Raw genomic sequence first — 13,638 nt, forward strand, 5'->3', positions numbered from 1 at the left:
ATGAGCATCGACGCCCTGCATTCGATCCTCTCCACCATCTGGGTGGTGTGGTTCTTCCTCCTCTTCCTCGGGATCCTCGCCTATGTGCTGCGCCCGTCGAAGCGGCGGCATTTCGAGCGCCTGGCCGGCATCCCGCTGCGGGACGAGGCCGAGCCTGGCCACGGGAACAGCTGACGATGCCGACCAAGATCGAGAAGGACAGCGTCACCGGCCGGGAGACCACCGGCCATGAATGGGACGGGCTGAAGGAGCTGAACACGCCGCTGCCGCGGTGGTGGCTCACCCTCTTCTACGTCACCATCGCCTTCGCGGTGGTGTGGGTGATCCTCTACCCGGCCATTCCCGTCAGCGGGCTGCGCGGCCTCACCGGCTGGACGGCGCGCGGGGCCCTCGGGCCGGAGATCCAGGCGGAGCAGGCGAAGCAGGCGCCGATGCTGGCGAAGCTCCGCACCGCGACGCCGGCGCAGATCGCCGCCGATCCCGAGCTGCGCAACTACGCCCTCGCCGGCGGCCGCATCGCCTTCGCCAACAACTGCGCCGCCTGTCATGGCGCGGGCGGCCAGGGCGCACCGGGTGGCTTCCCGAGCCTCGCCGACGATGACTGGCTCTATGGCGGCAGCTTCGACGCCATCCGCTTCACCATCGAGCATGGCGTGCGGAACGGCGAGGATGCCGAGGCGCGCGGCATCGCCATGCCGCGCTTCCTCGCCGACGGGATGCTGAATGCCGGGCAGGTGAACGACGTGGCGGACTACGTGCTCTCGCTGAGCGGCCGCGCGACGGATGCGGCGGCGGCCGGCCGCGGCGAGACGGTCTTCGCCGAGAACTGCGTCGCCTGCCATGGCGAGAGGGGCGAGGGCAACCGCGAGATGGGCGCGCCGCGCCTCTCCGACCAGGTCTGGCTCTATGGCGGCGACAGGCCGAGCGTGCTGCGCAGCATCGGCTACGCCCATGCCGGCGTCATGCCGGCCTGGGGCAAGCGGCTCGACCCCGCCGTCATCAACATGCTGACCGTCTACGTCCACGCGCTGGGCGGCGGCGAATAGGCGAGACTGTCATGGGCGCGTTGCAGCCACCAGACCAGGCCAGCCCGGAGGCGCCCGCCGCCTCCGCGGCGGCGCCGCTCTATGCCAGGCGGCAGGCGGTCTATCCGAAGGTGGTGCGGGGCCGGGTGCGGCGGGCGAAGTGGCTGATCCTCGCCCTCTGCCTGCTGCTCTACTACGCCGTGCCGCTGATCCGCTGGGATCGCGGCCCGGACATGCCGAGCCAGGCGGTGCTGGTCGACATGCAGGCCGGGCGGTTCTTTCTCTTCTGGATCGAGATCTGGCCGCAGGAAGTCTACTACCTGACCGGGCTGCTGGTGCTCGGCGCCGTCGGCCTCTTCGCCGCCACCAGCCTGTTCGGCCGCGTCTGGTGCGGCTTCACCTGCCCGCAGACCGTCTGGACCGACCTCTTCATGCTGGTCGAGCGGCGCATCCAGGGCGACCGCAATGCCCGGATGCGGCTGGACCTGAAGCCCTGGACCCGGGAATGGGTGGTGAAGAAGGCGCTGACCCATGCGGTCTGGCTCGGCATCGCCGCGGCGACCGGCGGCGCCTGGATCATGTACTTCAACGATGCCCTGGAGATGACGCCGCGCTTCTTCACCGGGCAGGCGAGCCTCGAGGTCTATTTCTTCTTCGCCCTCTTCACCGCGACCACCTATCTGCTGGCCGGCTGGGCGCGCGAGCAGGTCTGCACCTATATGTGCCCCTGGCCGCGCTTCCAGGCGGCGATGCTCGACGAGAACTCCCTCGTCGTTACCTACCGCGCCTGGCGCGGCGAGCCGCGCGGCAAGGCCAAGGCGGCCGATGTCGGCGACTGCGTCGATTGCCGCGCCTGCGTGAATGTCTGCCCGACCGGCATCGACATCCGCGACGGCCAGCAGATGGAATGCATCGGCTGCGGCCTCTGCATCGATGCCTGCGACGATGTCATGACGAAGCTGCAGCGGCCGCGCGGGCTGGTCGCCTTCGAGACGCTCGCCAACCTCGCGGCGAGCGAGGCCGCGGCCGGCAGCCTGCCGCCCGGGTCCGGGCGCCGGGCCTGCGGCATGCAGGCGCGCCGCGCGCCGCGTTTCCTGCGCCCCCGCACCCTGGTCTATGCCGCCGCCCTGGCGCTGGTCGTCGCCGCCATGGCCGGCGCCTGGCTGCTGCGCCAGACCACCTCGCTCGCCGTCATCCGCGACCGCGCGCCGATCTTCGTCCGCCTCTCCGATGGCGGCATCCGCAACGCCTACATGCTGAAGCTCGGCGACAAGACTCCGGGCGTCGAGGCCTATCGCCTGGTGCTCGACGCGCCGGCCGGCCTGCAGCTCATCGTGCTCGATGCCGAGGCCGATCCGGCCGGCGCGCCGGTGCTGACCACGCGGCCGGACGGCATCACCCAGTGGCGCGCCCTCGTCACCGCCCCGGCCGGGCTGCGGCTGCCCGAGAGCCTGCCCGTCACCTTCCGCCTGGTCGATGCCCAGGGCCGCGTCGCGGTCTCGACCGGCAGCGCCTTCCTCGGACCGAAGCCATGAGCGCGAGCCTCTCCCCGCCCCGCCGCAGCGCCTGGATTCCCTGGCTCTTCGTCGGCGGGCTGCTGCTGGTCGTCGCGGTGAATGCCGGGCTGATCTACTTCGCCGTCTCCACCTTCACCGGCGTCACCGTCGGCCGCGCCTATGACAAGGGCCGCGCCTACAACCACGTGCTGGAGGAGGCGGCGCGGCAGGAGGCGCTCGGCTGGCAGCCGGTGGTCCGCCTCGCCGGCGATGGGCTGCACGTCGCGGTCACCGATCGGGAGGGAAGGCCGGTCGCCGGGCGCCTGGTCGGCGTGCTGCGCCGGCCGGTCGAGGGCACGGAGGTGGAGGTCTCTCCCGAAGCCGACGGGCCCGGCCGCTGGCAGGCGTCGGTCACGCTCCGGGCCGGGCAGTGGGAGGCGCGGCTGCGCCTCACCGCGCCGGATGGCCGGCACCGCGACATCCGCGCCCGGGTGATGGCGCCGTGACCGCCTCCGCCCTCCGCGGCGCGCAGGGTGCCGCCGGCGGCTGCACCCATTGCGGCACGCCGGTGCGCGGAGGCACGCGCTTCTGCTGCACGGGCTGCGAGGCGGCGCATGCGCTGGTCGCCGGCCTCGGCCTCGACGCCTTCTACCGGCGGCGCGAGACAGCGGATGGCAGCCTGCGCCCGGAGGCGACGGCGCCGCTGCCGGATGTCACGCCGCATGTGCGGGCGGGGCGGGGCGGCGAGCAGTGCCTCGAGCTGATGGTCTCCGGCCTCACCTGCGGCGCCTGCGTCTGGCTGGTGGAGCAGGCGCTGGCCGCCGAGCCCGATGTCGCCCGCGCCCGCCTCGCCCTCTCGACGCGCCGCCTCACCCTCGCCTGGACCGGCCCCACGGCGCGCGGCAACGACTTCGTCGCGCTGCTGGCGCGGCTCGGCTTCCGCGTCGCGCCCTGGTCCGCCGCCTGCCTCCGGGTGAGCGAGGATGCCGAGGGGCGGCAGCTGCTGCGCGCCCTCGGCATCGCCGCCTTCGGCGCGATGAACGTGATGCTGCTCTCGGTCGCGGTCTGGGTCGGCGGCGACATGGGCGAGGCGACCCGCAACGCCATGCACTGGCTGGCGGCGCTGATCGCCTTGCCGGTGGTGCTGGTGGCCGGGATGCCAATCTACCGCAACGCCCTGGCCGGGCTGCGGGCCGGGCGGCTGACCATGGACATGGCCGTCGCGCTCGGCGTGCTCGCCACCACCGGCATGTCGCTGAGCGAGGTGCTGCGCAACGGCCCCTATACCTGGTTCGACGGCGCGACGGCGCTGCTCGCCCTGCTGCTCGCCGGCCGCGTGCTCGACCGCGCCGCGCGCCGCCGCGCCCGCCAGGCGGTGGCCGAGCTGCTGGCGCTGCAGGAGGGCGTGGTCACGCGGCTCGCGGCCGATGGCATGGCGGAGGCCGTGCCGGCCGCCGCGCTCCGCGCCGGCGAGCGGATGCTGGTCGCGGCCGGTGAGCGGCTGCGGCTCGATGCCGTGCTCGAGGCCGGCGAGGCGTTGCTGGACGCCAGCGCGACGAGCGGCGAGAGCCTGCCCCGGACCTTCGCCGCCGGCGAGGCGCTGCCGGCCGGCGCGGTCAATATGGGCGCGCCCTTCACCGCCCGCGTCACCGCCGCGGCCGCGGACGGCTCGCTCGCCGCCATGGCGCGGCTGCTGGAGCGCGCCGAGCAGGCGAAGTCCCGCTTCATCGACATCGCCGAGCGGGCGGTGCGCTTCTATGTGCCGGCGGTGCATGCCGTCGCGCTGGCGACCTTCCTCGGCTGGTGGCTCTGGCTCGGCCTGCCCTGGCAGGAGGCGCTGGTGCCGGCCGTCGCGGCGCTGATCGTCACCTGCCCCTGCGGCTTCGCCATCGCGGTGCCGGCGGTGCAGGCGGTCGCGGTCGGGGCGCTGTTCCGCCGCGGCGTGCTGGTCGCCAACGGCACGGCGCTGGAACGCCTCGCCTCGGCCGACCATGCCGTGCTGGACAAGACCGGCACCCTCACCGAGGGCCGCCCGACCCTGCTGCCGGGCGATTGGGACGAGGCGGAGCTGCGCGCCGCGGCCGGGCTGGCGAGGGCGAGCCGGCACCCGCTCGCCCGGGCGCTCGCCGCCGCCTGCCCGGAGGCGCCAGCCGCGAGCGGCGTGGTGGAACATGCCGGGCTCGGCCTCTGCGCACCGGATGGCCGCCGCCTCGGCAGCGCCCGCTTCATCGGCGAGGCCGGAGCGGATCAGGGGCTGACGCTGTGGTACGCGGCGCCGGGCGTGGCGCCGGTCGCCTTCCGCTTCGCCGACCGGCCGCGTCCGGAGGCGCCAGCGGTGGTGCGGCAGCTCGCGGCGCTCGGCCTGCCGGCCGAGCTGCTCTCGGGCGATGCCCGGCCGGCGGTGGCGAGCCTCGCCGCGCGGGTCGGGATCGGGCGCTGGACCGCCGCCGCCTCGCCGGCGGAGAAGGCGGCGTGGATCGAGTCGCTGCGCGCCGAGGGCCGGCGCCCGCTGATGCTCGGCGACGGCATCAACGACGCCGCGGCGCTGGCGCTGGCGCATGTCTCGGCCTGCCCGGGCGAGGGCACCGACCTGGCGCAGGGCGCGGCCGATCTGGTGCTGCGCGCCGGAGGGCTCGCCGCCCTGCCGGGCGCCATCCGCACCGCGCGCCGGGCGCAGCGCCTGGCGCGGCAGAACATCGCCTTCAGCCTCGCCTACAACCTCGTTGCCGTGCCGCTGGCGGTGGCCGGGCTGGTCACTCCGCTGATCGCGGCGGTGGTCATGGCCACCTCCTCGCTGGTGGTGATCGGCAATTCGCTCCGCGCCGGACAGGAGGCCGCATGGACGCCCTGATCTTCCTCGTGCCGCTCGCCCTCCTCATGGGCGCGCTCGGCCTCGTCGCCTTCCTCTGGAACCTCCGTTCGGGCCAGTACGAGGACCTGGACGGCGCCGCCTCCCGCATCCTGTTCGACGACCCGCCCTGCAAGGAGTCCCGCCGATGAACGCCGGCACCGCCTTCTTCCTCATCCTCTCGGCCCTCATCGCCCTGGCCGGGCTGCTGGCCGCCGGCATGGCGCAGGACTACCTGCAGCTCTTCGGGGTCGGGCTCTTCGGCTTCGGCGTGCTGTTCGGCCTGTCCTGCGTCAAGCGGCACTACGACGCGCAGGAGGCGGCGCGGCGCTGAGGGCCGCGCCGACCTGTCCCGCGGCGCGGGTCCGGCGGTAGTCTCGCCGGATGCCCCGCGAGATCCGCCTGAACGCCTTCGACATGGCCTGCATCGGCCATATCCAGCACGGGATGTGGACGCATCCGCGCGACCGCTCCACCGACTACCGGCGGCTGGACTACTGGACCGGCCTCGCCCGCACCCTCGAGCGCGGGCTGTTCGACGGCCTCTTCCTCGCCGATGTCGTCGGCGTCTACGACGTGCTGGGCGGCCGGCCGGATGCCTCGCTGCGGCATGCCGTGCAGGTGCCGCTGCTCGACCCGATGCTGCTGGTGCCGGCCATGGCGGCGGCGACGCGGCATCTCGGCTTCGGCGTCACCGTCAATTGCAGCTACGAGCCGGCGGCGCTGCTGGCGCGCCGCTTCTCGACCCTCGACCACCTGACCGAGGGGCGCATCGGCTGGAACATCGTCACCGGCTATCTCGACAGCGCCGCCCGCGCCATGGGGCTGGCGGCGCAGCCGGCGCATGACGACCGCTACGCCGCCGCCGAGGGCTTCATGGAGGCGGCCTACGGGCTCTGGGAGGGAAGCTGGGGCGAGGGGGCGGTGCGGGCCGATCGCGCCGCCGGGATCTATGCCGATCCGGCGCGGATCCGCCCGGTCCGGGCCGGCGGCATCGAGGCGATCCATCTCTGCGAGCCCTCGCCGCAGCGGACCCCGGTGCTCTACCAGGCCGGCGCCTCGGAACGCGGCCGGGAATTCGCCACCCGCCATGCCGAATGCATCTTCCTCAACCCCTCCAGCCCGGAGAATGTCGCCCGGCTGGTCGCCGATCTGCGCGCCCGGGCGGCGCCGCGACCGATCCGCGTCTTCGTCGGCGCCACCCTGGTCCTCGGCCGCACCGGCGCCGAGGCCCGCGACCGGCTGGAAGAGTATCGCCGCCATGCCAGCACCGAGGGCGCGCTGGCGCATGCCAGCGCCTCGCTCGGCATCGATTTCGACCGCTTCGCCATGGACGAGCCGGTCGCCGCCACCGGCAGCAACGCCATCTCCTCCAATGTCGAAGCCATGGCGCGGGTCTTCGGCCCCGGCTGGACCAAGCGCCAGCTGATCGACCAGTTCATCCTCGGCAGCCGGCAACGGCCCCTGGTCGGCGGCCCGGACGAGATCGCCGAGGCGCTGATTGCCTTCAGTGAGGCGACCGGGGCGGACGGCTTCAACCTCTCCCGCACCGTCATGCCGGAATGCATCGAGGCGGTGGTCGATCTGCTGGTCCCCGCCCTGCAGGAGCGGGGCGCCTACAAGACCGCCTATGCCGCAGGCAGCTACCGCGAGAAGCTCTTCGGCACCGGCCCGCTGCTCGCGCCGCCGCATCCGGCGGCCGCCTGGCGCGGCTGAGCCGGCGCCGGCGCGGCCGGAAGGCCTTGCCCCGGCGTCCCGGCGGCCCGAGAGTCGGGGCCAGGCCGGGCGGCCGCGGGAGCTTCCGTGCCGCCCCACCCAGAAGAGGGATCGAGATGGGCAGCATCCAACGGCCCGAGGCGACGCTTGAGGATCGCTGGGAGAAGTCGGGCGAGACGCTGCTGCTGACCGGCATCCAGGCCCTGGTCCGCCTGCCGCTGCTGCGCCAGCAGCTCGACCGGGCGATGGGCTGGAACACCGCCGGCTATATCAGCGGCTATCGCGGCTCGCCGCTCGGCACCTACGACCAGCAGCTGCAGCAGCAGCGCAAGCGCCTGGCCGAGGCGAACATCGTCTTCCGCCCCGGGCTGAACGAGGATCTGGCGGCCACCGCCATCTGGGGCACGCAGCAGGTCGCGCTCTACGGCAACCAGACCTTCGATGGCGTCTTCGGCATCTGGTACGGCAAGGGCCCCGGCGTCGACCGCAGCGGCGACGCGCTGCGCCATGCCAACTCCGCCGGCACCGCGCCGCGCGGCGGGGTGCTGGCGCTGGCCGGCGACGATCCCTCCTGCAAGTCGTCGACCATCACCTCCGGCTGCGAATATTCCTTCATGGATGTCGAGATGCCGGTGCTCGACCCGGCCGGCGTCACCGAGATCCTGGATTTCGGCCTGAAGGCGATCGACATGTCGCGCTTCGCCGGCCTCTGGGTCGGCATGAAATGCGTCGCCGAGACCATGGACGGCGCCGGCACGCTGCTGGTCGACCCGGCCGCCTATGCCGCCGTGACGCCCGACTTCGCCTTCCCCGCCGATGGCGTGCATATCCGGCTGCGCGACCATGCCATCCCGCAGGAAGAGCGCCTGCGGCACTTCAAGCTGCCGGCGGCGCTCGCCTTCGCCCGCGCCAACGGGCTGAACCGCATCGTGCTCGACAGCCCGCAGGCCCGCTTCGGCATCGTCGCCCGCGGCAAGGGCTATGCGACCTTGCGCCAGGCGCTGCGCGATGCCGGCATCACCGAGGAGCTGGCCCGCATCGCCGGGCTGCGGCTGTGGAAGGTCGGCCTCGCCTGGCCGCTCGATGCCGAGGGCGCCCGGGCCTTCGCGCGCGGGCTCGATGAGGTGATGGTGGTCGAGGACCGCCGGCCGGTGCTGGAGCCGCAGCTCCGCGACGCGCTCTACCACCTGGAGGACCGGCCGCGCATCGTGGGCAAGCGCGACGAGCAGGGACGGCGCCTGCTCTCCGACCTCACCGAGCTCGATACCGGCGCGGTGCTGCGGGCGCTCGCCGCCCGGCTGCCCGAGGCGTTGCAGACCGAGCAACTGCGGCAGCGCATCCGCCAGCTCGACCGCATCGCCCAGCTGCAGATGCCGCCGATCCATGACCGGACGCCGCATTTCTGCCCGGGCTGCCCGCACAACACCAGCACGCGGGTGCCGGAGGGCAGCCATGCCATGGCCGGCATCGGCTGCCATACGCTGGCGATCTACATGGATCGCAACACCGATCTCTACACGCATATGGGTGCCGAGGGCATGCCCTGGCTCGGCATGGCGCCCTTCGTCTCCGAGCCGCATATCTTCGTCAATATCGGCGACGGCACCTATGCCCATTCCGGCAGCCTCGCCATCCGCCAGGCGGTCGCGGCGGGCGCGACCATGACCTACAAGATCCTGGTCAACAGCGCCGTCGCCATGACCGGCGGCCAGACGCCCGAGGGCGAGCTCGGCGTGCCCGAGATCGCGGCGCAGATGGCGGCCGAGGGGGCGGCGAAGATCGTCGTCGTCTCCGACGATCCCGATCGGCATGTCGGCGATGCGCGCATGCCGAAGGGCATCGAATACCGCCACCGCAGCGAGCTCGACTTGGTGCAGCGGGAGCTGCGCGAGGTGCCGGGCGTGACCGTGCTGATCTACGACCAGCAATGCGCGACGGAGCGGCGCCGCAAGCGCAAGCGCGGCACCCAGGCCGCGGCCGACCGGCGCGTCGCCATCAATCCGCGGGTCTGCGAGGATTGCGGCGACTGCTCCCGCACCTCGAACTGCCTCGCCGTCGAGCCGGTGGAGACCGAGTTCGGCCGCAAGCGGCAGATCGACCAGAGCGCCTGCAACCAGGATCTTTCCTGCGTCGAGGGCTTCTGCCCCTCCTTCGTCACGCTGGTCGGGGCGGAGCCGGTGCGGAAGGCGCCGCCCGCCGCCGGGGGCACGCTGCCCGAGCCGGCGCGGCCGGAGGTGCGAGAGGGCGAGCCCGCCTACAACATCCTGCTCGCCGGCGTCGGCGGCCAGGGGGTGACGGCACTCTCGGCCATCCTCGGCATGGCGGCGCATCTGGAAGGCCGGCCGAGCCGCTCGGTGGACATGCTCGGCCTGGCCCAGAAGGGCGGCGGCGTCTTCGCCCAGCTCCGCATCGGCCGTCCCGGCGCGGCGCCGGAGACGATCGAGGCGCCGCGCATCGGCATGGGCCAGGTGGACCTGCTGCTCTCGGCCGACATGGTGGTGGCGCATGGCCGCACCGCCCGGCCGCTGCTCGGCGCCGACCGCACCATGGCGGTGCTGAACGCCGACCTGCAGCCGACGGCGCAGTTCGTGAAGGATACCAGCACCCGCTACGACCGCGAGGGCATGCTGGCCAGCATCCGCGACGCCTGCCGCGAGGTCGTCACCGTCCCCGGCGTGCAGGCGGTGGAGGAGGCGCTGGGCGACCTCATCTACCTCAATGTCTGGCTGCTCGGCATCGCCTACCAGCGGGGGCTGGTGCCGCTCTCGGCCGAGGCGATCGGGCGGGCGCTGGAACTGAACGGCGCGCAGGTGGCGCGCAACCAGGCGGCCTTCGCCCTCGGCCGGCAGGCGGCGCTGGCCCCACAACACCCCTCCCCTGGACCTATGACTCCGGAGGAGGAGACGCTGTCGGCGCTGCTGGCGCGCCGGGTCGCCGACCTCACCGCCTATCAGAACGCCCGCTATGCCCGCGCCTATGCGGGGTTCGTCGAGCGGGTGCGGGCCGCCGAGCAGGCGGCGGTGCCGGGCGAGGAGCGGCTGGCGCGGGCCGTCGCCACCCAGCTGCACCGGCTCATGGCCTATAAGGACGAGTACGAGGTGGCGCGGCTGCACAGCCTGCCGGACTGGCGCGAGAGCCTGGCGCGGCACTTCACCGGCACGCAGCGGATCGAGATGAACCTCGCCCCGCCGGTGCTGGCGAAGCCCGATCCGGTCACCGGCCTGCCGCGCAAGCGCGCCTTCGGCCCCTGGATGCTGACGGCGATGGGCTGGCTGCGCCACGGCAAGGCGCTGCGCGGCACCCCGCTCGACCCCTTCGGCCGCACCGAGGAGCGGCGGATGGAGCGGGCCCTGATCGGCGAGTACCGCGCCGGCATCGAGCGGCTGCTGCCCCGGCTCTCGCCGGTGACCCATGCCGCGATCTGCGACTGGGCCGAGGCCGCGGCCGGCATCAAGGGCTATGGCCATGTCAAGGCGCGCAACGTCGCGGCGGCGCGGGAGCGGATGGCGGCGATCGAGGCCGGGATCGGCGCGCCGGTGGCGATGGCGGCGGAGTAGCGGGATCGGTGCATCCTGTCCTGCGCGACCCGGCAAAGGCGTGCCGCTGCGGCAGGTTGTGACGCATCTTGGGCAAGCGGGGACTCATAGGGGTCCCCGCAAAGCCGCGAAGCGGTTTTGTGGGGAGTTTCTAAACGCCAGTCAGCAGCAGGATGTCGATAGCGCGCAGGATGGTGTCACACCCCGCGTCCAGCGTGCCGATGGTGGGGCCGAGTTCCCGCCTCGGCACGGCGGCCAGCTGATGGGTGGCCAAGATGTGCGGCGTGCCCTCGATGTCGAAGACGGGGTTCAGGTCGCGCACCGGCGTGCCGGCCTGCTCCGGCAGCAGCAGCGGAGCGACCACGCGTGTCGGCAGGTGGTCCAGCAGGTCGTGTTGCAGATCGACGACCAGCACGCCGTCCAGGCGATGCAGGTCGAAGCGTGCCACGTCAGAAGGTCCGGAAGCGGGCGAGAGGCAGGCCGAGCCTCTCCAGGGGTTCCGCCCAGGATTCCATGGCATCCCGGTTCTCGGCTTTCCAACGTCGCTGGCGCTCGGCCCTGACGGCGACGGCGAGGCCCTCCTCGCAAGCGCGGGAAAGATTGACATCCAGCGCCTTGGCCTCGGCAACCAGGGCCTCGGGCAGGCTGACATTGGTCGGGCGGCGGATGCTGGCGGGCATGATGCGGCCTCCTGCGCATGAAATATGTGCAAGCCACCTCCCCGGGTCAACCAACTCCGCTGGCAACCCATTGGCAACCCCGCTGGACGAACCGCCCCGGCCGGGCCGATATCGTGGCACGGAGGAGACACGATGCCCCTCGACACACAGGCCCACCCCGGCTTCGACCTGCCCGAGGCGACGCGCGAGCTGCGCGAGACCGCCCTCGCCTTTGCCGCCGAGCGGCTGGCGCCCCATGCCCTCGAATGGGACCAGGCCCGCCACTTCCCTGTGGAGGAGATGCGCGAGGCCGCCGCCCTCGGCATGGCCGCGCTCTATGTGCGGGAGGAGAGCGGCGGCGCTGGCCTCACCCGGCTCGACGCGGCGGTGGTGTTCGAGGCGCTCTCCACCGGCTGCCCGACCGTCGCCGCCTATCTCTCCATCCACAACATGGTCGCCTGGATGATCGACCGCTTCGGCAGCGAGGCGCAGCGCGCGGAATGGCTGCCGGCGCTGATCCCGATGCGGAAGGTCGCCAGCTACGCCCTGACCGAGCCTGGCTCCGGCTCCGACGCCGCGGCGCTGCGGACCCGGGCGCGGCGCGAGGGCGAGGCGTACGTCCTCGACGGCAGCAAGCAGTTCATCAGCGGCGCCGGCGCCTCCGACCTCTACCTGACGATGGTGCGGACGGGCGGGGAGGGGCCGGGCGGCGTCTCCGCCCTGCTGGTCCCGAAGGAGACGCCCGGCCTCTCCTTCGGCGCCAACGAGAAGAAGATGGGCTGGAACGCCCAGCCGACCCGGCCGGTGATCTTCGACGGCGCGAGGGTGCCGGCCGCGGCGCTGCTCGGCGAGGAGGGGCAGGGCTTCCGCTTCGCCATGGCCGGGCTCGATGGCGGGCGACTGAACATCGCCGCCTGCTCGCTCGGCGGCGCTCAGGCGGCGCTCGACAAGGCGCTGGCCTATGTGCAGGAGCGCCGCGCCTTCGGCCGCGCCATCGCCGATTTCCAGAACACCCAGTTCCGCCTTGCGGACATGCGGACCGAGCTGGAGGCGGCGCGCACCCTGCTCTGGCGCGCCTGCGCCAAGCTCGACGCGAAATCGCCCGACGCCACCGCCTTCTGCGCCATGGCCAAGCGCTTCGTCACCGACACCTGCTCGAAGGTCGCCGACGACGCGCTGCAACTGCTCGGCGGCTATGGCTATCTGGCGGAATACGGCATCGAGAAGATCGTGCGCGACCTCCGCGTCCACCGCATCCTGGAGGGCACCAACGAGGTGATGCGGCTGATCGTCGCCCGCAGCATGCTGGGGAGGCGGGCATGATCCTCTACGATTACTGGCGCTCCTCTGCCGCTTACCGGGTGCGCATCGCGTTGAACCTGAAGGGCCTGGAGGCGGAGCACCGCTTCGTCCACCTGCGCCGGGGCGAGCAGCGCACCGAGGCGCATCTGGCGCTGAACCCGCAAGGGCTGGTGCCGGCGCTGCAACTCGACGGCGGCGCCATCCTCACCCAATCCCTGGCGATCTGCGAATACCTGGACGAGACCCATCCCGAGCCGCCGCTGCTGCCGCGCGAGCCGGTGGCCCGGGCGCGGGTGCGGGCCTTCGCCCAGGCCATCGCCGCCGAGATCCATGCGGTGCAGAACCTCAAGGTGCTGAACCGGGTAAAGGCGCTCGGTCATCCGCAGGAGGCGGCGAATGCCTGGGCGCATGAGGTGATCGCCGAGGGGCTCGCCGCCTGCGAGGCGCTGCTGCGCGACCAGCCCGGCCCCTTCTGCTTCGAGGCGCGGCCGGGCCTAGCCGACATCGCCCTGGTGCCGCAACTCTACAATGCCCGCCGCTTCGGCGTGGCGCTCGAGGCCATGCCGCGCCTGCTAGCGGCCGAAGCAGCCTGCCGGGCCCTGCCGGCCTTCACCCTGGCGGCGCCCGAGCGGCAGGCAGATGCGGAATAGGCTTGCCTCGTCAGGGCAGTTCAATCACATTTGAGGAATGTTCCGTCCTGTTGCCGTTCTTGTCCTGACCCTCACTGCCAGCCTTGCTACTCCGGCCGGCGCGCAGCAGCGCGTGGTGGTCGCCGAGGATGCCGCGGTCGCGGTGCCGGCCCGCGGCGCCGCGCGGGTGCAGCGCTTCTCCTACGCCTCCGCCCCGGCCGCCGCGACCGGCCAGCGGCCACGCTACGGCCGGCTGGCGCCGCGCGAGGCGGAAGCCGCGCCTTCCCTCCTGCCGGCGGCGGCCGTCGTCGTGCCGCTGGCCGCGGCGGCGGCGCTGGCCGCAGCCCTTGCGGGCCGCGGCGGCAGCGGCGGTATCTCGGCCCCGGTGCGGACGCGCTGATCCCGGGGCGCCACGGCGTCGCCACCC

14 protein-coding genes are annotated in these 13,638 nt (G+C 73.1%); 12 read left to right on the top strand and 2 right to left on the bottom strand.

Annotated elements, in window-relative coordinates; genetic code table 11:
• From HJG45_RS18425 to HJG45_RS18465, 9 genes are all read left to right on the top strand, one after another.
• Positions 1-174, top strand: coding sequence for a cbb3-type cytochrome c oxidase subunit 3 (locus tag HJG45_RS18425; protein WP_171613686.1), 174 nt, complete (start codon positions 1-3; stop codon positions 172-174).
• Positions 175-176: 2 nt separating this feature from the next.
• Positions 177-1,046 (top strand): cytochrome-c oxidase, cbb3-type subunit III, encoded by an 870-nt coding sequence (ccoP, locus tag HJG45_RS18430; protein ID WP_171613689.1) that lies wholly within the window; start codon positions 177-179, stop codon positions 1,044-1,046.
• A gap of 11 nt (positions 1,047-1,057) precedes the next feature.
• On the top strand, positions 1,058-2,560 hold the full coding sequence (ccoG, locus tag HJG45_RS18435; RefSeq protein WP_171613691.1) for a cytochrome c oxidase accessory protein CcoG: 1,503 nt from the start codon (positions 1,058-1,060) through the stop codon (positions 2,558-2,560).
• Positions 2,557-3,027 (top strand): FixH family protein, encoded by a 471-nt coding sequence (locus tag HJG45_RS18440; protein WP_171613693.1) that lies wholly within the window; start codon positions 2,557-2,559, stop codon positions 3,025-3,027. The genes ccoG and HJG45_RS18440 overlap by 4 nt, the downstream gene beginning before the upstream one ends.
• Entirely contained in the window at positions 3,024-5,372 is a 2,349-nt protein-coding gene (locus tag HJG45_RS18445; protein ID WP_171613695.1) for a heavy metal translocating P-type ATPase, read from the top strand. The genes HJG45_RS18440 and HJG45_RS18445 overlap by 4 nt, the downstream gene beginning before the upstream one ends.
• Positions 5,360-5,521, top strand: a complete 162-nt coding sequence (ccoS, locus tag HJG45_RS18450; protein ID WP_171613697.1) for a cbb3-type cytochrome oxidase assembly protein CcoS — start codon at positions 5,360-5,362, stop codon at positions 5,519-5,521. Before HJG45_RS18445 ends, ccoS begins: the two co-directional genes overlap by 13 nt.
• Complete coding sequence (locus HJG45_RS18455; RefSeq protein WP_171613699.1) at positions 5,518-5,703, top strand: hypothetical protein; 186 nt, start codon at positions 5,518-5,520, stop codon at positions 5,701-5,703. Before ccoS ends, HJG45_RS18455 begins: the two co-directional genes overlap by 4 nt.
• Positions 5,704-5,753: 50 nt before the next feature.
• Positions 5,754-7,085 carry an LLM class flavin-dependent oxidoreductase gene (locus tag HJG45_RS18460; protein ID WP_171613701.1) on the top strand — a complete coding sequence of 444 codons (1,332 nt, stop codon included), beginning with the start codon at positions 5,754-5,756 and terminating at the stop codon, positions 7,083-7,085.
• 116 nt (positions 7,086-7,201) lie between these two features.
• The gene (locus tag HJG45_RS18465; RefSeq protein ID WP_171613703.1) at positions 7,202-10,642 is read left to right on the top strand and encodes an indolepyruvate ferredoxin oxidoreductase family protein; all 3,441 of its coding nucleotides are present in this window, start codon (positions 7,202-7,204) and stop codon (positions 10,640-10,642) included.
• A gap of 130 nt (positions 10,643-10,772) precedes the next feature.
• Here the strand turns inward: HJG45_RS18465 and HJG45_RS18470 are convergent, their stop codons facing one another.
• Together HJG45_RS18470 and HJG45_RS18475 are read right to left on the bottom strand one after the other, a co-directional pair.
• A complete protein-coding gene (locus HJG45_RS18470; RefSeq protein ID WP_171613705.1) occupies positions 10,773-11,069 on the bottom strand; it encodes a CcdB family protein in 297 nt (98 codons plus the stop codon).
• 1 nt (position 11,070) lies between these two features.
• Positions 11,071-11,301 (bottom strand): type II toxin-antitoxin system CcdA family antitoxin, encoded by a 231-nt coding sequence (locus tag HJG45_RS18475; RefSeq protein WP_171613707.1) that lies wholly within the window; start codon positions 11,299-11,301, stop codon positions 11,071-11,073.
• 132 nt (positions 11,302-11,433) lie between these two features.
• Between HJG45_RS18475 and HJG45_RS18480 the strand changes: the two genes are divergently transcribed.
• From HJG45_RS18480 to HJG45_RS18490, 3 genes are read left to right on the top strand one after another with little or no spacing between them, the layout of a single operon-like run.
• Positions 11,434-12,603: an acyl-CoA dehydrogenase family protein gene (locus HJG45_RS18480; protein ID WP_171613709.1), complete on the top strand. Its 1,170-nt coding sequence runs from the start codon at positions 11,434-11,436 to the stop codon at positions 12,601-12,603.
• Positions 12,600-13,232, top strand: a complete 633-nt coding sequence (maiA, locus tag HJG45_RS18485) for a maleylacetoacetate isomerase (RefSeq protein ID WP_171613711.1) — start codon at positions 12,600-12,602, stop codon at positions 13,230-13,232. Before HJG45_RS18480 ends, maiA begins: the two co-directional genes overlap by 4 nt.
• Positions 13,233-13,269: 37 nt before the next feature.
• Positions 13,270-13,611 (top strand): hypothetical protein, encoded by a 342-nt coding sequence (locus HJG45_RS18490; RefSeq protein WP_171613713.1) that lies wholly within the window; start codon positions 13,270-13,272, stop codon positions 13,609-13,611.
• The last annotated feature ends 27 nt before the right edge of the window (positions 13,612-13,638 follow it).

This window comes from Roseicella sp. DB1501, from assembly GCF_013112485.1.
In the GTDB taxonomy this organism is placed as follows: domain Bacteria; phylum Pseudomonadota; class Alphaproteobacteria; order Acetobacterales; family Acetobacteraceae; genus Paracraurococcus.